Source organism: Bradyrhizobium sp. CB82 (assembly GCF_029714405.1).
GTDB lineage: Bacteria > Pseudomonadota > Alphaproteobacteria > Rhizobiales > Xanthobacteraceae > Bradyrhizobium.
The window spans coordinates 3,257,184-3,274,997 of the sequence record NZ_CP121650.1 but is presented as its reverse complement, the minus strand read 5'-3'; the positions used below and the strand labels follow the sequence as shown (position 1 = coordinate 3,274,997).

General features: G+C 65.2%; 15 protein-coding genes. 3 read left to right on the top strand and 12 right to left on the bottom strand.

The window, feature by feature from the left end:
• Nucleotides 1–67: 67 nt before the first annotated feature.
• The 4 genes from QA640_RS15660 to QA640_RS15645 form a co-directional block, all read right to left on the bottom strand.
• Nucleotides 68–1,219 (bottom strand): DegT/DnrJ/EryC1/StrS family aminotransferase, encoded by a 1,152-nt coding sequence (locus QA640_RS15660; RefSeq protein WP_283042805.1) that lies wholly within the window; start codon nucleotides 1,217–1,219, stop codon nucleotides 68–70.
• Between the two features lie 51 nt (nucleotides 1,220–1,270).
• Entirely contained in the window at nucleotides 1,271–2,275 is a 1,005-nt protein-coding gene (locus tag QA640_RS15655) for a Gfo/Idh/MocA family oxidoreductase (RefSeq protein WP_283041504.1), read from the bottom strand.
• Between the two features lie 186 nt (nucleotides 2,276–2,461).
• A complete protein-coding gene (locus QA640_RS15650; protein WP_283041503.1) occupies nucleotides 2,462–3,874 on the bottom strand; it encodes a mannose-1-phosphate guanylyltransferase/mannose-6-phosphate isomerase in 1,413 nt (470 codons plus the stop codon).
• A 7-nt stretch (nucleotides 3,875–3,881) separates the two neighbouring features.
• Entirely contained in the window at nucleotides 3,882–4,871 is a 990-nt protein-coding gene (locus QA640_RS15645) for an NAD-dependent epimerase (RefSeq protein WP_283042804.1), read from the bottom strand.
• Between the two features lie 204 nt (nucleotides 4,872–5,075).
• Here QA640_RS15645 and QA640_RS15640 point away from each other — a divergent pair, with 204 nt between their 5' ends.
• Together QA640_RS15640 and QA640_RS15635 are read left to right on the top strand one after the other, a co-directional pair.
• Entirely contained in the window at nucleotides 5,076–6,035 is a 960-nt protein-coding gene (locus tag QA640_RS15640) for a lysylphosphatidylglycerol synthase transmembrane domain-containing protein (protein WP_283041502.1), read from the top strand.
• Complete coding sequence (locus tag QA640_RS15635; protein ID WP_283041501.1) at nucleotides 6,032–7,045, top strand: glycosyl transferase; 1,014 nt, start codon at nucleotides 6,032–6,034, stop codon at nucleotides 7,043–7,045. Before QA640_RS15640 ends, QA640_RS15635 begins: the two co-directional genes overlap by 4 nt.
• Before the next feature lie 17 nt (nucleotides 7,046–7,062).
• On the opposite strand, the gene QA640_RS15630 is transcribed toward QA640_RS15635, so the two are convergent.
• The 6 genes from QA640_RS15630 to rfaD form a co-directional block, all read right to left on the bottom strand.
• Nucleotides 7,063–8,010 carry an NAD-dependent epimerase/dehydratase family protein gene (locus QA640_RS15630; RefSeq protein ID WP_283041500.1) on the bottom strand — a complete coding sequence of 316 codons (948 nt, stop codon included), beginning with the start codon at nucleotides 8,008–8,010 and terminating at the stop codon, nucleotides 7,063–7,065.
• Nucleotides 8,007–9,227, bottom strand: coding sequence for a glycosyltransferase family 4 protein (locus tag QA640_RS15625; protein WP_283041499.1), 1,221 nt, complete (start codon nucleotides 9,225–9,227; stop codon nucleotides 8,007–8,009). Before QA640_RS15625 ends, QA640_RS15630 begins: the two co-directional genes overlap by 4 nt.
• Nucleotides 9,228–9,229: 2 nt before the next feature.
• Entirely contained in the window at nucleotides 9,230–11,140 is a 1,911-nt protein-coding gene (locus QA640_RS15620; protein WP_283041498.1) for a nucleoside-diphosphate sugar epimerase/dehydratase, read from the bottom strand.
• Nucleotides 11,141–11,223: 83 nt separating this feature from the next.
• Nucleotides 11,224–12,510, bottom strand: a complete 1,287-nt coding sequence (locus tag QA640_RS15615) for an O-antigen ligase family protein (protein ID WP_283041497.1) — start codon at nucleotides 12,508–12,510, stop codon at nucleotides 11,224–11,226.
• Entirely contained in the window at nucleotides 12,507–13,991 is a 1,485-nt protein-coding gene (gene rfaE1 / locus QA640_RS15610; RefSeq protein WP_283041496.1) for a D-glycero-beta-D-manno-heptose-7-phosphate kinase, read from the bottom strand. Before rfaE1 ends, QA640_RS15615 begins: the two co-directional genes overlap by 4 nt.
• Nucleotides 13,992–14,004: 13 nt before the next feature.
• Nucleotides 14,005–14,985, bottom strand: coding sequence for an ADP-glyceromanno-heptose 6-epimerase (rfaD, locus tag QA640_RS15605; protein ID WP_283041495.1), 981 nt, complete (start codon nucleotides 14,983–14,985; stop codon nucleotides 14,005–14,007).
• Between the two features lie 187 nt (nucleotides 14,986–15,172).
• On the opposite strand from rfaD, the gene waaF reads away from it, so the two are divergent.
• On the top strand, nucleotides 15,173–16,243 hold the full coding sequence (gene waaF / locus QA640_RS15600) for a lipopolysaccharide heptosyltransferase II (RefSeq protein ID WP_283041494.1): 1,071 nt from the start codon (nucleotides 15,173–15,175) through the stop codon (nucleotides 16,241–16,243).
• Between the two features lie 121 nt (nucleotides 16,244–16,364).
• On the opposite strand, the gene QA640_RS15595 is transcribed toward waaF, so the two are convergent.
• Nucleotides 16,365–16,652, bottom strand: a complete 288-nt coding sequence (locus QA640_RS15595) for a hypothetical protein (RefSeq protein ID WP_283041493.1) — start codon at nucleotides 16,650–16,652, stop codon at nucleotides 16,365–16,367.
• 68 nt (nucleotides 16,653–16,720) lie between these two features.
• Complete coding sequence (locus QA640_RS15590) at nucleotides 16,721–17,758, bottom strand: glycosyltransferase family 4 protein (protein WP_283041492.1); 1,038 nt, start codon at nucleotides 17,756–17,758, stop codon at nucleotides 16,721–16,723.
• Nucleotides 17,759–17,814 lie beyond the last annotated feature (56 nt).

The window sequence follows — 17,814 nt, the reverse complement described above, 5'->3', positions numbered from 1 at the left end:
GAGGAAAGAGCCATCACCCGGCGCTTCGCGCCGACCTCTCCCGCAAGCGGGAGAGGTGAAAGCAAACTCAGCCCGCAATCGCCCCGCGCACGGCGGCGATGATTCGCTCCTGGGCCGCTTCGTCCAGATAGGCGTGCATCGGCAGGCTGATGACGTCCTCCGACAGGCTCTCGCAGACCGGCAGGCCGCCGTCGGCGACCGGATAGTGCCTGTAGGCCGTCTGCTGGTGCATGGACTTCGCATAATAGATCGCGGTCGGCACGCCCTGGGCCTTGAGCGCGGCGGCAAAGGCGTCGCGGTCCGTGCCCTCAGGCAGGCGAATGGTATACTGCGCCCAGACCGAGGTGCAGCCGGGCGCAAGCCGCGGCACGGTGACGACGTTGGACAGGCCGCGCGCATAGCGCTCGGCCACCTCGTTGCGCGCCGCGATCTCGTCGTCGAAAATCTTGAGCTTCTCGATCAGGATCGCGGCCTGCATGGTGTCGAGCCGGCCGGTCAGGCCGAGACGCACGTTGTCGTATTTGTCCGCGCCCTGGCCGTGGACGCGAATGCTGCGCAGCGTGTGCGCGAGTTCGTCATCGTCGGTGAAGATCGCACCGCCGTCGCCGAAGCAGCCGAGCGGCTTTGCCGGGAAGAAGCTGGTCGTGGTCGCGAGCGCCAGCGTGCCGAGCTTGCGGCCCTTGTAGCTCGCGCCAAAGCTTTGCGCCGCGTCGTCGATCACGAACAGGCCTTCGGCCTTTGCGATCGCGGCGATCGCGTCGTGATCGGCCGGCTGCCCGAACAGATCGACCGGAATGATCGCGACAGGCCTCAGCCCGGCCTTGCGGGCGGTCGCAATGCCCCGCTTCAAGGACTCGGCGCTCATGTTGAAGGTCGCCTCGTCGACATCGACATAGACCGGTGTAGCGCCGGTTCGCGCCGCCGGCGAAGCCGTTGCAATGAAGGTGAACGACGGACACAGCACGGCATCGCCGGGCCCGACATTCTTCGCCATCAGCACCATCAGCAGCGCATCGGTGCCGCTGGCGCAGCCCACCACTTGCTTGGCGCCGCAATAGGCCGCAAGCTGCTTCTCGAGCTCGGTCACCTCCGGACCATTGACGAACTGGCAATGGTCGAGAACGCGCGTGACGGCTGCATCGAGCGAAGGGCCGAGCCGGCGGCGCTGTGCGCCGACGTCGATGAAGGGAATGGGATCGGAACGCAGATGCTGGTTCATGGCGCCTTGCGGGTTGTCTTGCAGATTCTGGGTGGCCGACATCGAGACGGATCAGCCGGCGACGCGGCGCGGCCCCTTGCGGGCCGAAGATGCCGCAGCAGGCCTGCTCGGTGCCTCCAGGCAGCGCGTGGCGATTTCGAGGCTCGCAACGCCCTCATCGCCGGTCACCGCCGGCGTTTCGCCGTTGCGCACCGCGTTGAGGAACGAGATCAGCTCGGCACGCAGCGGCTCGTCATGGCCGACCGGCAGATGCCGCATCGAATAGCTGCCGTCCGGCTTGAAGCCGAAGCATTCGGTGACCTGGCGCGTCAACAGATCGCCCATGACGTATTTTCCGCGGGTCGCGACCGTCACGCTGCGCGCCTTGAACGGCGTCAGCCAGTTGGTGTTGATGTGGGCGAGCACGCCCGAGGCGGTGCGGAACTGCAACAGCGCGATGTCTTCGCGCTCGGCAACCGCGCTCGACAATTGCGGCTGCACCTCGACGATGTCGGACTCGGTGAACCAGCGGATCAAATCGATGTCATGCACGGCGAGGTCGATGACAACGCCGACATTCGACATGCGCGGCGGAAACGGACCGACGCGCGTGATCGCGATCGACAGGATGTCCTCGCCTGCGATCGCCTGCTTGACCGCGGCGACCGCCGGGTTGAAGCGCTCGACATGGCCGACCATCAGCGTCACGCCGGCGTTCTGCGCGGCCGCGACGATCTCGCGACCTTCCTCCACGGAAGATGCGATCGGCTTCTCGACCAGCACGTGGACCTTCCTGGCGATGCAGGCGAGCGAGATCTCGTGGTGCAGATGGGTCGGCGCCGCGACCGTGACGGCATCGACGCCTTCGGCGACGAGCTGATCGAGCGTCTCGAAGCACTGGCAATTGGCAAGCTCGGTCGCACGCGCGCGGTGCGCCGGCGAGGGATCGACCACACCGACCAGGCTGACGCCGGGAAGCCCCGCGAGCACACGCGCGTGGTTGCTGCCCATCACGCCCGCGCCGATGACGCCGACGCGCAAGCCGGCCTTTGCCGGTGCAGATCCTTTGGAACTCATCTGATCGAACCCCGATTCAACCCAAATCCCCGGCGCCACTCCTAGCACGGGCGCCACATTTGTGGCGAATGCCGAGATAGCGGTCCGGACACGATTTGATTCAAAAAATTACACGTTCCCCGGGCCTTAGTTAGCGCCGAATGACGTCGGTGTCTGGGCCCGGATCACGTGATTCGGAGTTGCTGGTTACGACCTTTGATAGTCGTCTTCAATCCGGATGATATCGTCTTCCCCGAGATAGCTGCCGGTCTGGACCTCGATCAGTTCCAGCATGATTTTACCGGGGTTCTCCAGCCGGTGCACCGCGCCCATCGGAATGTAGACCGATTCGTTCTCGTGCACGGTCTTCACGATCTCGTTCACGGTCACCCGGGCCGCGCCGCGAACAACGATCCAGTGCTCGGCGCGATGGTGATGCTTCTGGAGCGACAACCGTCCGCCCGGCTTCACCACGATGCGCTTGACCTGGTGGCGCGCGCCGTTGTCGACCGACTGATAGCTGCCCCAGGGGCGATGCACCTTGAGGTGCTCCTCGGTCACCTTCGGGGCCACCGTCTTCAGCCTGGTCACGAGGCGCTTCAGGCCGTCGGCATCCTTCTGGCGCGACACCAGCACGGCGTCGGCGGTCGCCACCACGACGAGATCGTCGACGCCTTCGAGCGCGACCAGCGCCTGATCGGTCGTGACGTTGCAATTGCGCGAATCCTCGAACACGGCACTGCCGTGCGCGGCATTGCCCTGCGCGTCCTTCTCCGACAGCTCCCACACCGCAAGCCAGGAGCCGACATCGGACCAGCCGCAGGCCACCGGAACGACCGCGGCGCGCGCGGTCTTTTCCATCACCGCATAGTCGACCGAGATCGCCTTGGCGGAAGCGAACGCCTTCGGCTCCAGCGTGACGAAGCCGAGATCGTGGCCGGCGTTCGCGACGGCCTCGGAGACCGCCTGCACGCTTGCCGCATCGACCTTGCGATATTCATCGAGCAGGACAGCCGCCGGGAACATGAAGTTGCCGCTGTTCCAGAGATAGCCGGAATTGACGTAGTCGGTGGCCTTCACCGCGTCCGGTTTCTCGACGAACTTCGTGACCGCGCGCACCTCGCCCGCGACCGCTTCACCCGGGTTGATGTAGCCATATTCGGTCGCCGGCCGTTCCGGCTTGACGCCGAAGGTGACGATGTACCCTTCGCCCGCGGCAACCAGCCCCTGCCGGCAGGCCGCGATGAACGCGGCGTTGTCGCGCACGACGTGATCGGCGGCGAGCGCCAGCACGATCGCCCCGTTGTCGCGACTCTGTGCAAAGGCAGCGCCAGCCGCAATCGCGGGGCCTGAGTCACGCCGCATCGGCTCCAGCAATACATCGGCCTCGATGCCGATCTCGGCGAGCTGCTCCAGCACCATGAAGCGATAGGCGGCATTGGTGATGACGATCGGACGATCGAACAGCGTGCCATCGGAGACGCGCATCAGCGTGTCCTGGAACGTCGAGCGCGTGCCGAACAGTGGCAGAAACTGTTTGGGGCGCACCTCGCGCGAAGCCGGCCACAGCCGCGTGCCGGCACCGCCGCACATGATCAGGGGGATAATGCGTCTGTCCATGGTCATCTCAAACCTTGTAGTAGTCCCGATACCAGCCGACAAAATTGCGGACACCCGTCTCGATCGGAGTTGATGGTGCGAATCCGGTGTCGCGCATCAGATCCCCGACGTCGGCGAAAGTCTCCAGCACGTCTCCCGGCTGCATCGGCAACAGTTCCTTGACTGCCGTCCGGCCCAGCTCACGTTCCAGAAGTCCGACAATGTGCATCAGCTCTTCCGGATGGTGGTTACCCACATTGTAGAGCCGAGACGGCGCATTTGCGGCGGCCGGATTATCCACAGGCACCCGATCAATCAGCTTGGATACTACTCGAGTGACGTCGTCAACATAGGTGAAGTCGCGCCGCATCTTGCCATGGTTAAAGAGCCGGATCGGCTTGCCATTCACGATGGCGTTTACAAACAGAAACATGGCCATGTCGGGCCGGCCCCAGGGACCGTAAATGGTGAAGAAGCGCAAGCCCGTGACCGGCAGCCGGTACAGATGGCTGTAGGACTGCGCCATCACCTCATTGGCCTTCTTGGTCGCGGCGTAGAAGCTCACGGGATGGTCGGTCTTGTCCTCGACGGCAAATGGCAGTTTTGTGTTGGCGCCGTAAACGGAGGATGACGAGGCATAGACGAGATGACGACAGCCATGGTGCCGACAACCCTCGAGCACGTTGAGAAAGCCCTGAAGATTGGAATCGACGTAAGTCTGCGGATGGTCGATCGAGTAGCGCACGCCGGCCTGAGCTGCGAGATGCACGACGGTCGCGAACTGGCGCTGCGCAAACAGGTTCGCGATCGTGTCGCGATCGGCGAGATCGGCCTGGACGAAGGAAAACCCGCCATCCCGCTGCAGCGCGTCCAGCCGCGCCCGCTTCAAGGCCGGATCGTAATAGTTGTTGAGATTATCGAGCCCGACGACTGGCCGGCCTTCGGCCAGAAGCTGCCGGGCGACGTGAAAACCGATGAAACCGGCCGCGCCCGTGAGCAAAATCGCCTGATCTGCCATCATGTTCCCAAGGCATCTTTCGTCCGCGGAGGCTTCTTTAGCCGCCACCCCAAGGGGGCGGCAATAGCCACCCCGCCCCCTCACGACGGCTCCTCCACGACAGCTATTGCAAGATAGGCGCCAAGACCATACCAAAGCGGCCGAATTCGGCGCAGGGCGTCGGGTTACGCCTACTTAGAAACCCCCTGTTCAAGCGCGGGCGAGATGCGCCGAATCCTGCTGTCGACTGCCAAAATCGTGATCTCCGGGGCGCTGCTCTATCTGGCGCTGCGCAAGGTGAATCCGTCCGATCTGTTCTCGCGGTTCACCGTGACCAGTTTGTACTGGATCGCCATCGCGATCGCGGTGACGTTCCTCCAGATCTTCATCGGCGTGCTGCGCTGGCGCGAGATCAGCACGCAGTGCAGCGCGCCGCTCGAACTCGCCCGCGCGATGCGCTACAATGTGATCGGAACGTTCTTCAACCAGACCCTGCCCTCCGCGATCGGCGGCGATGCGGTCCGGCTCTGGCTCGTTGCGCGCGCCGGCGCCGGATGGCGTGCGGCGACTTATTCCATTTTCGTCGATCGCGCGATCGGGTTGATCGCGCTCGCAGTCGTCATCGTCGCCAGCCTGCCCTGGAGCTATCGTCTCATCAACGATGCACAGGGACGCTCGGCGCTGTTGCTGCTGGACTTTGCCGCGCTCGCGGCCGGTCTCGGTTTCCTGGTGCTCGGGGCCCTGAACTGGCCGTGGCTGAAGCGCTGGTGGGCCACCCACCACATTCACGCCTGCGCGGTGATCGCGAACCGCGTGATCTTCAGTCGCTCGCGCGGACCCATCGTTGCGATCCTGTCGATCGGCGTTCACGTCCTGGCGGTGGTGATCGCCTGGTGCGTCGTGCAATCGATCGCAGCGCCCGTCAGTTTCGGCGAAATCTTCCTGCTCATTCCGCCGGTGATGCTGATCACGATGATGCCGATCTCGATTGCCGGCTGGGGCGTGCGCGAAGCGACCATGGGCCTCGCCTTCGGTTTTGCAGGCCTTGCGGCCAATGAGGGCGTCAACGTCTCGCTGCTGTTCGGTGCCGTGACCTTCATCGTCGGAGCGTTCGGCGGGCTGGTCTGGATCTTCAGCGCGGAGAAAGCCGCGCAGGGATCGGCCCCGATAGGGGTGCCGGAGTGAGCACGCCGTTTCTTGCGACAGGATCACTGCTGATCGCGGCCGCGGTCGCGGCGCTGCTTTCGGCGATCGTCACCTGGGTCAGCCGCCCGCTGCTCCAGCGCTATGCGCTGGCGCGACCGAACGCACGCTCCTCGCACCGCATTCCGACGCCGCAGGGTGCCGGCATTGCAGTGATCGGCGCGACGCTCCTGGTCGCGCTTTCCTGGGCAGCCTGGTCGAGCCTCGCCATACCGCCGGCGCTGGTGGCCGCCACGGTGGTGATTGCGCTGGTCGGCTTTGCCGATGACATCAAACCGCTTCCCGTGCTGCTTCGGCTCGTGCTCCAGGCCGCTGCCGTCGGAGCCGTCGTGTTCACGACACCGGATACGCTACGGATCATCCCGGCGCTGCCGCTTGTGTTCGAGCGCGGCCTCATCCTCATCGCCGGCGTGTGGTTCGTGAATCTCGTCAACTTCATGGACGGGCTCGATCTGATGACGGTGTCGGAGGTGGTCCCGGTCACCACGGCACTGGCCCTGCTCGGATGGCTCGGCGACCTGCCGTTGCCGGCGGCGCTGGTCGCGGCGGCGCTGTGCGGCGCCATGGTCGGATTTGCGCCGTTCAACCGGCCCGTCGCAAAGGTGTTCCTGGGGGACGTCGGCAGCCTGCCGATCGGACTCCTGCTCGGCTGGTGCCTGCTGGGGCTTGCGTGGCATCAGCAAATCGCCGCAGCGCTGCTGCTGCCGGCGTACTATCTCGCCGATTCCACCGTCACGCTGCTCCGGCGCATTGCGCGGCGCGAGCCGTTCTGGTCGGCGCATCGCACGCATTTCTATCAGCGCGCCACCGACAACGGCTTCACGGTGTCTCGCGTGGTCGGCGAGGTGTTCGCACTCAATCTCCTGCTTGCGCTGCTCGCCCTCGCCACGATCAAGGCCTCCTCAATGACGGCCACCACGCTGGCGCTGCTTGCAGGCGCGATCGCAGTCGGCTTCGTGCTGCACAGGTTTTCTCACATGCGGGCGGGCTGAGACGACGCCGCCGGCTGTCAGGCGTCCTGATCGGACAATGCCAGCCGCAACCCCTCGTCAAGCGACACCTCCGGCCGCCAACCGGTCGCGATCGCCTTCGATACGTTGAGTTCGAGCGAGCCGATCAGGCTGTCATGGGTGTCCTGGCGGCCGATGAACCCGAGAAGCGAACCCAAGAGATCCTGCGGGACCGCAAACAGCCGTGGCCGCTTGCCCGCAGCCTTGGCCAGCCTCTCGATGAATTCGGGCGTCGAGACCTGCTCCTTGTCGGCGATCAGGAAGATCTCGAAATTGCTCGCGGGATCGGGATGAGCGAGCCGGCGCAGGATGAACGACGAGAGGTTTTGAACGGCCAGGAAGGCGCGCTGATTGCGGATCGCAGCGAACGGGAGCGGCAATCCGAGACTGACCGCCCGGCAAAGCAGCGCAAAATTTCCTCTGGCCCCGGCGCCATAGACCAGCGGCGGCCTGATCACCGAAATCTTCATGTCGCTGTCGCGCGCCAGCGTCTTGAGACCTGCCTCGGCAGCCGCCTTGGACATGCCGTAAAGCCCGCGCGGGGTCAGGATATCGTCCTCGCTGAACGGCGCGCGGCCCTCATTGCTGCGGCCGTGCACCAGCACGGTGCTGATGAAGACGAATTGGCGCACGCCGGCCGCAGCCGCCGATCGCGCCAGATGCAGGGTGCCGGCGATGTTGACGTTGCGATAGAGCTCGACCGCGTGCTCATCGTGCTTATGGTGAACGCGGGCAGCAAGGTGGACGACGGCATCGACGCCGTCGAGCGCGGCCAGCCAGTTGGTTTCGGGACCGATCGATTTGATGACGACCTCGTCATCCAGCCCCTCGGAGCCGCGCACCGCGCGACGCACCGACCACCCCTGCTCCATGAGGGCAGGCGCAACGTGGCGGCCGACAAAGCCGCTGGCGCCCGTCACCAGCACAACCGGCTTTCGCTCGCTCATCGTTGCCCCGCTAGCTCCGGATTGCGTAACAGTTCGTCGATCACGCCAACATAGGCATCCATGGCCGCGGCACGATCGAATTTTGCCGCGACCTTCACCGCCCGCTCCGCCATGGCCCTGGCGTCGGCGCCGGCCGCCGCGCAGATTGCGTTGGCCAGCTCCTCGGGCCGCCCCGGCGCCACCACCCAGCCCAATCCGTTTTCGACCACGGTCAATGCGGCCTCCGCCTCCGGCTCCGAAACCAGCACCACGGGACGACCGACGGCCAGGAGATTATAGAACCTACTCGGCACCGACACACCCGCGACGTTCTTCCGATAGGGGATGATCCAGACGTCTGCGGCGGCAAGAAACGCCTCGAGCTCGGCGTCCTCGACGCGCGGCACGAAGGAGACGTTCGTCAGGTTCGATTCCGCCTGCAGCTGCTTCAGCCGCTCGAAGCCGATCCCCCAGCCGGAGAGCAGGAAGTGGATGTCCGTCTCCTGCTGCAACAGGCGCGCGGCTTCGAACACGATCTCCGGATCGTGCGTGAAACCGAGATTGCCCGACAGCCCGACGATGAAGCAGGCCGGCACCGCGCGGCGGAAAGGGTTGTCCGCTGTGACCGGACGCGGCGCGGGAACGAGGGTCGCCCAATTCGGGATGAAACGGATCTTGTTCGGGGTCATGCCGCGGTAGCGCAGCAACGGCCCCTCGGCATCACGGCCGATGGTGATGACGGCATTGAGCGCGCGGAACATGAACGCGTTCGCGGCACGGATCACGCGGGTCACGATCGAGCGGGGCTCGAGCAGGCCCGCCATCACCAGCACGTCGGGAAACAGATCGTGCATGATCAGCGCCGAGCGCGCGCCCTTCAGCCTTGCTGCCACCGCGACCGCATAGGGCAGCATGAACGGCGCGGTCACGGTGAGCACGACATCGCCGCGCTTCAACACTTTCGTCAATGCGAAAAAGGTACGCAGCGCAAACAGGATCTCGGCCAGGGCGCGCCGGACCAGCGCCGCCTTTCCGGTCATCCGGTTCTTGACGGCGATGACGCGCGGCTTGCGCGGTCCGGTCTGCGAGGCCGGCAAGTCGCCGGGCGTGCCGGACAGCACGACGACGTCATGGCCCACGGCAAGGCGGCACGCGATCTCCGCCATGATCGCCGCCGTGGTGCTGGGATCCGGCGGATAATGCTGGCTCGCGACGACGACCTTGCCTTGAGACTGCATGGTCAGGCCGCAGTCGACCCGAATTCCGGAACGGCGTCCTTCAGGATGGTCCTGATGGTGGCGCGATCGTCGCGCGCGATCGCCAGCTCGAGCGCGGTGATCCATTTGCGCAAGGTCTGCATCGGCGGCTCGTTGGGCCGCGCCGCCATGATGCCGGCAATTCCGATCTCGACCGTCGGCTCTTCGGACGCAAACAGGATCTCGTTCAACCGCTCGCCGGGCCGCATGCCGCTGAACACGATCTCGATGTCGTAGCCGGGCTGGAGGCCGGACAGGCGGATCATGCGCTCGGCGAGATCGACGATCTTGACCGGCTGGCCCATGTTGAGCACGTAGACCGAGACGTTCGAACGCTCGGCCCCGAGCGCGTGGGTCGCAGCCGTGATCACGAGGTCGCAGGCCTCGCGGATGGTCATGAAGTAGCGGACCATGTCGGGATGAGTAACCGTGACCGGACCGCCGGCATCGATCTGCGCCTTGAATTTCGGCACGACCGAGCCGTTCGAGGCGAGCACGTTGCCGAACCGGACCGAGATCAGGCGCATCGGCGACTTGGCTACCACCTGCGACGACAGATCGTGATCGAGCGCCTGGCAGTACATCTCCGCAAAGCGCTTGGTCAGGCCGAGCATCGAGACCGGCTCGATCGCCTTGTCCGTCGAGATCATCACCATGGCTTCGGCGCCCGCGGCGAGTGCGGCGTCGGCCACGTTGATCGAGCCGAAGATGTTGGTCTTGACCCCTTCGCTCCAGTCGCGCTCCAGGATCGGCACGTGCTTGAGCGCAGCGGCATGGAATACGATGTCAGGCTTGAACTCGGCCATCAGGCGCATGACGCGTTCGCGATCGCGGATGTCGGCGATCCGGCCTTCGATCGTCGCCGCAGACCCCCGCGCCGCAAGCGCTTCCGTGACCGCATAGAGCGCCGGCTCGGAATTCTCCAGCACCAGGAGGCGCGCGGCGCCGAAGGCGACGACGCGCTCGCAGATTTCGGAACCGATCGAGCCGCCGCCGCCGGTGACGATCACGGACTTGTCCCTGATCAGGGTTTCCAGGCGCGCATAGTCGATCTTCTCGCTCGGGCGCAGCAGAAGATCCTCGACCGCGACGGCCGTCAGCCGCGGCGTGTCGCCGCTCTCCAGCGAGGGCATGCGGTTGACGATCACGCCAAGCTTTCGCGCGCGCATCAGGATCGATTCCGGATGGGCTTCGGGCTCGAACGCGGACTGCGTCATCACGAGGCGGGCAATCGGCTTGTTGCGCTTGGCAAAGTCGCCAATGACGTCCTCGATGTCGTCGATGCCGCCCAGCACCGGCACGCTGCGGATGAGCTGGCCGCGATCGGCGCTCGACGGCGACAGCACGCCGACCGGCCAGATGCGCTTGATCGCCCCGCTCTCGATACCGCGCAAAAGCACCTCGGCATCCGCCGCTCGGCCGATCAACAGGGTCGGCGCGGCATCCTCGATCCTGGCGTGACGCCGCACCCGCGTATAGCGGAAGTAGCGATAGGCGAGCCGCGACGCGCTCAGGAAGGAAATTTCCAGGAACCAATAGAGGATGATGGTCACCTTGCCGAGGAAGAAGGTGCCATGAACGTTGGGGGCCAGGAAGATGTAGTCGAGCACGAGAAGCGCGACGGCGAGCACCGTCGCGGCGCGGATGATGTTCAGCGCGTCCGGCAGCGAGATGAACCGCCACTTCGTCGTGGTCAGATTGAAGAGGAAGAACACGACGGCGCTGAAAGCGAGGAAGTAAGGCAGGATCTGGAACAGGAGCGGAAGACGCGCGAAGAAGAGGTCTCCGCCCTCGAATCGCAGGTAGAACGCAACAAACAACGCTGCCGTCGTTGCCAGCAGGTCGTGGAGCGCGATCAGGAAATTGCGCGAGTTAAGATGCGAAAGTCGCGTCATCCGCAGACCGATGATATCCAGTTGTCTACAACCTGACCGCGCTGATAGCCCATCTCGTCAAGACTTGCCAGCAGCGAGAGAGCTCAGGAACCAGCTTCCCCCACCTTTGGCCGAGCTTGCCGCGCGCGGATCACCATGCCGCCGGCAACGCCGACGCCGATGACGTACATCCAGCCCTCGTGAAAGTCGAACAGATGGGAGTTGAAGAGCGACGTGAAGATATTCTGGACGACGACCAACAAGCCGATCCAGTTGGCAAGTCCGTCGCCGCGAAACAGCAGGAGATGCACGAGCCAGATCGCGTAGAGAACGACGATGCCGATGACGCCCCATTGCACCGCGACGTTCAGCGTCTGGTTATGGGGATTGCCGATCACCTCGGCGGAAGCCTGGTAGTGCCCACTGGGGGTGGCGACCTGCTCGAACAATCCGCGCGTCGAACCGGTGCCGTGCCCCATGATCGGCGCCTCCGCGAAGAAGCCCAGCGATTTCCGCCAGAATTCGATTCGAAGCCCCATGGAGGTCGGAATGCCCTGCTCCTTGTAGAGACGGTAGTCGCTGGAGAAGGTATCGGCGGTCCTGCGCAGTTGGGGCGAGGACTGCCACGCCAGCAGCCCGAAAACGACGAGAGCGCCACAGATGACCAGGATGCTGCGCCATTGCAGATGCAAAAACGCAAACACAGCCAGCATGATCGGGACGGTGACGAGCGCGGTACGCGAGACGACAACGAAGGCCATGTTGACGAAGAAGCTCAGCGCCAGCGCCGTGAGCAGCGTGGCGAGCCAATATCTCTTTTCACGCAGCAGCATCACGACCGGGTAGGCGAGCGCGACCGCGCACAGCGTGAATTCCTGGCTCTGGTCGATGTAGTTCTTGACGAAGATGCCGCGCTCGACATTTCCAGGCTTGATCGAGAGTGCCGGATTGAACGCGACCAGCCAGGACATCACCGACAACAGCGCGCAGGAGACGAGGAAGGCGACGAACACCCATTGTCCGCGCGGGGAGCGCTCGAAATGATAGAGCAGGACCGGGAGCACGAGCAGCTTGACGGTCGGGTTTACGGCATAAAGCCGCGCACCCCACGCCGCATCCGACCACAGCATTCCGACCAGCGCGAGCAGGACCAGCGCGATCGGCGCCGCACAGATCGGCCGCTTCAGGGATTGCACGAAATCCCTGACGTCGAGAAACGGCACCATGCAGACGAGCATGAGGGCATTGAAGATCGCGGCCAGCGATGTCGACCACGGCAGCGAGGCCGCGGTCAGGACGGCGAACAGGTCCACGGTCTCGGCCCATGCGGCCGGGCTCCGCAGGCGGCGCAGCATCATCGCGCCGGTTGTTTCCCGCGTCAGCGCCGTCACGTCGTCCCTCCCCGCGCCCGGTTGACGAGAGCGGTCGTGCTGAATCCCCTGAGGATATCGACCAGCACCACCGTTCCGCCCGCGGCTTCGACGACGTCATAGCCGACCACCTGCTCGCGGGTATAGTCGCCCCCCTTCACCAGCACGCTCGGCTTGATGTCGGTGATCAGATTGATCGGCGTATCCTCTTCGAAGATGACGACCAGGTCGACGGCTTCGAGCGCCGCCAGCACCTCGGCCCGCGCGCGCTCGTTCTGCACCGGCCGGTCCTCGCCCTTCAGCCGGCGCACCGAGGCATCGCTGTTCAAGCCGACGACGAGGCGGTCACAGGCGGCGCGCGCTGCGGTCAGCACCTTGACGTGGCCGGGATGCAGGATGTCGAAACAGCCATTGGTGAAGCCGACGCGCAAGCCCTGCTTGCGCCAGTCCGCAAGCTGTGCGGCAAGCGCACCAGGCGCGAGCACGATCTTCTCCTCGGCCGCAAGATAGGCATGCGGCAGGATCTTTCGCCGCAGCTCGGCCGCGCTCACGCTCGCAGTGCCCTGCTTGCCGACCGCAACCGCAGCCGCGGCGCTGGCCATGCGCAGCGACGTGTCCCAATCGGCACCTGCCGCGAGCGTCGCGGCAAGCGCCGCCGAGACGGTGTCGCCGGCGCCCGAGACGTCGCGCACCTTCACCGGATAGGCCGGCACGTGCACGGCTTCGCCCTGGCGCGGCACCAGCGTCATGCCGTGCTCGCTTCGCGTCACCAGGATCGCTTCGCAATCGGCAAGCCGCATCACGTCCTGCGCCGCCTCGGCGATATCATCGACCGTGTCGGCGCGGCTGCGGGTCGCCTCGGCAAACTCCTTGCGGTTGGGCGTGAGCAGGCTGGCGCCGCGATAGATCGCCCAGTTCGGGCTCTTGGGATCGACGATCACGCGCTTGCCGAGCTTTCGCGCGGCGTCGATCACGTTGCGGATCACGCGCGCGGTCAGGACGCCCTTGGCGTAGTCGGAGAGCAGAACGATGTCGGCGCGGGGAAGCTGCGGCAGGATCGCCTCGATCAGCTTCAGCTCGATCTCGGTGGAGGCCGGCGTCGCCTGCTCCCAGTCGGCGCGCAGCATGTGAGTGGAAAAATGCTCGGAGACGAAGCGCATCTTGCGCGTCGTGGGGCGCGATGGATCGCACACCAGCACGCTTTCGACACCGGCGACCTCCGAAAGCGCTGCCTTGAGCCGCGCACCCGCGTCGTCCTCGCCGACGAGCGCGGCGAAGATGCAGCGCGCGCCGAGGGAGACGACGTTGCGCGCCACGTTGCCGGCGCCGCCGATATGGGTCTCGCTGCGCTGCGCGGCGATAACGGGCGCCGGCGCCTCCGGCGAAATCCGCGACACCTCGCCATAGACGAACTCATCGAGCATGAGATCGCCGATGCAAAGCACGGTGCGGCCGGCGATGGCCTCCGCGAGCGTATCGAAATCGAAGATCGGCGTTTGCATGGTCCTCAACGCCTCAGCGGAAACGGTCGGGCCGGTCAAGGTAGCCCCCGACATAGGCCTTCACTGCATCTTCGAGCGCCGTGAAACCGCCGTTGTAGCCGGCGCGGCACAGGCGATCGACCTCGCTCTGGGTGAAATACTGATAGCTGCCGCGGATCGCCTCGGGCATGTCGATGTATTCGATGTTGGGCTTGCTGCCGAGCGCGGCGTAGGCCGCGAGGATCAGATCCTTGAAGCTGCGCGCTTTGCCGGTTCCGACGTTGAAGAGTCCGGAGACCGAGGGCGTTGCCAGGAGCCACATGATGACCCGCACGACGTCGTCGACATAGATGAAATCGCGCCGCTGGTCGCCGTCGGCGATGCCCTCGCGATGCGACTTGAACAATTGCACGATGCGGCCGGCCCTGATGTCATCGAAGCGGCGCGCCAGCACGCTCATCATCGTGCCCTTGTGATACTCGTTCGGACCGAACACGTTGAAGAATTTCAGCCCCGCCCATTGCGGCGGCAGGTTTTCGCCGCGCGCGAGGCGCTCGGCAACGGCGAGATCGAACAGATGCTTGCTCCAGCCGTAGAGGTTCATCGGCCGCAATGTCTTCAGCGCGGCGAGCGATGCGTCGTCGCCAAAGCCTTGCTCACCGTCGCCATAGGTGGCGGCCGACGAGGCATAGATGAACGGCACAGCATTCGCCGCGCACCAGTTGAGAAGGCGCATCGAGAGGCGGAAATTGGTCTCGATGACGAGATCGCCATCGGTTGCGGTGGTCGAGGAAATGGCCCCGAGGTGAACCACGGCGTCGAGCCTGCGCCCATTCAGCCAGTCAATCAGCTCGGCCGGCGGCACGACATCGGCAAGCTGTCGCTTGGCGAGATTGCGCCATTTGCCCTCGTGGCCGAGGAGGTCGCAGACCACCACGTCGCTGCGGCCCGCATCATTGAGCGCCGCCACGACGTTCGACCCGATAAAACCGGCCCCGCCGGTCACCAGCAACATTCCACCGTCCCTGCCCGATTTGCCAAATTCAGCGCGACTGCCCAATAACCCGTCGCAAGCCCCTGCCGTAGCGCATGATCCGCCAAAGTGTAAGCGGTTTTGGATCGGAACTGTCCCGCCTTTACCTGCCTGTGCAGAGCGGCTACCGAACGGACGCTATCGACATTGCTTGGGCTCCCTTTAAGAAATGAACACAGATTCGCAATTTAGTGGATTTGAGGATCCGGCCGACAAGCGCCCGATCCTGATCGTGCCCTACATGTGGATCGGCGATTTCGTTCGCGGCCACACCGTGGTGCGGGTCTTGAACGAGCGCTGGCCGAATCGGCCGATCGACCTCCTGACCACCCCGCTCTGCGCTCCCCTGGTCGATTACATGCCGGGCGTACGCGAGGGGATCGTCTGGGACCTGCCGCGCAGCCGGCTCGCAGCTAACCGGCAATTCGGCCTCGCAAAGCTGCTGCGCGAGCGGAAGTATGGCACGGCGCTGGTGCTGCCGCGGACCTGGAAGGCGGCCATCGCGCCGGCGCTGGCCGGTATCCCCGAACGGGTCGGCTTCGTCGGCGAGTTCCGGTTCGGCCTGATCAACCGCTGGCGTTGGGGCGAGAAGCGGCTCCCGCGCTTCATCGACAAGAACGCCTCGCTTGCCCAGCCTGAGGGCGCACCACTGCCCCCGGAATGGCCGGTTCCGGAGCTGCGGGCCCCGCCCGAGGAGGTCGCGCGCTGGCGCCAGGCGAACGGCCTGACCGGGGTCACCGCGGTCGCATTGGGCCCCGGATCGGTCGGCGCCTCCAAGCGCTGGACCTACTATCCCGATGCCGCCCGCCAGTTTGTGGAAAAGGGCCTGGATGTCTGGGTGGTCGGCGGCCCTGGCGAGAAGGCCATGGCCCAGGAGATCGTCGCTGCCGGCGGGCCGCGCGTGCGCGACCTGACCGGCACGGACTTGCGCAATGGCGTGCTCGCGATGGCGGCGGCCGGCGTTGCCATCTCCAATGATTCCGGGCTGATGCATATCGCAGCCGCGCTGGGCACGCCGACCATGGGTATCTTCGGCCCGACCAGTCCCTACCTCTGGGCGCCGCTCAACGGCCTCGCCGCCACCGTCGTGCAGAACAAGTCGATCCTCTCCTGCCAGCCCTGCCAGAGCACGATCTGCCGGATGAACGACCATCGCTGCATGCGCGACATCGCGGCCTCCGAGGTCGTCGCCATCGCGCAGCGCGTGCTCAGCGAAAGCGGCGCGCGGGCAATGACCTGACAGGGGCACTAGCGGCTCAGTTTGTCTCTCCTCCGTCTTCCGGCTGCTGCCCCCTTCTTGACGGCCTTCTTCCCGGCGGCGCCGAACGACGCGGAGAAATATTTCAGCCTCTCCTGCCTTCTCAGGTCCTCCCAACGAGCACGCGCCTGACCGGCCGGGCAACAGGCCTCTCTGCCAGCGGGCGCCGGGGAAGGAAGAAGCTCTTGACGAGAATGGGATCGGTATCTCCGAGCGTCGTTCGCTCCTCGACGAGCAGGCTCATGACCGAGCGCATCTTCATGATCTCCTCGGCCACGAAGGCGCAGCTGTCACCCCGGTTGATCTGGTCCCGCATGATCGCCTCAGCCTCGAGCATGCTCACGCGTAGCGCCCTGATAAGTCTTCGTATTTCGTTGATGCGATTGTCCATGGCCATCTCCACTCAGGGATAGCCAGGTTAAGAACAAAACATGAACAATGTGTCAAGACGGCGCCGGTTCAGAGCAGCGGACGATAGACCTCCCCGATCCGCCCCGCCTCGGCATCGAGGCTGAACCGTTCGAGCACCCGCGCCCGTCCGCGCGCGCCCATCGCGAGCGCCGCGGCCGGATCACGCATCAAGGGCTCGAGCGCGGCGACCAGGGCGTCCGCATCGCCCGGCGGTGCCAGCACACCGGTGGCGCCATCCTCGACCACGAGCTCGGCCGCGCCGGCGCGTGAGGCCACAAGCGCGCTGCCCGTCGCCATCGCCTCGATCAGCGTCAGGCCAAAGCCTTCGTTGCGCGAGGTGAAGGCGTAGATCGTCAACCGCTGATACCAGCGCTGCACCTCTTCGATCGGCAACTCGCCGGTGATGACGACGCGCGCTTGGAGGCCGGCGGCCTCGATCCGCTTTTTGAGATCGTTCGCGAACGGCATCTGCTCCGGCGTGATCGCGCCGACGATGACGGCGGTGAAGTCCGGATAGCGCGGCAACAGGCGGCACATCGCATCGACGAAGACATCGCTGCCCTTCTGCGCGCGCACGCGGCCGAAGCAGCCGATGGCGTAGCGGCCCGGCAGCGCGACTTCCGCAAACGCCGCGGCGCGATCCTGCGGCGGCGCATAGACGTCGGTGTCGACGCCATGCGGAATCACCGTCGCCTTCACTTTCAGGAACGATGCCGAGATGTCTGACGTCGCGATGATCGCATCCATCCGCCGGATCAGCCAACGCGTGATCCAGCTATGATGGCGCTGCGCAGCCGATGTGAATACGAGCTTCAACGGCCAGCCGAGCGCGCGCAGGAGCACGCCCGCGATCATCTCGTTGTTGCGCCGCGCGTGCCAGATCAGCGGCGCTCGCCGGCGCCATAGTTTCAGGAAACCGGCAATGCTCAAGCGCGCGATCCCCTCCGGCGCATCCGAGCCGAGCCATGCGGCGCGGAACAGCTTTGCCAGGCGCGGCGCGACCATCCGGTTGGTCGCGGTCACACCGGAATAGCGCCTGTGCAGATTTGGCACGATCAGTTCGAGATCGCCCGGGAAATTGGCCACGTCACGCTCCGTTTCGTGAGGCTCCTATACGCAACATTAAGCATAGTGACCAGTTC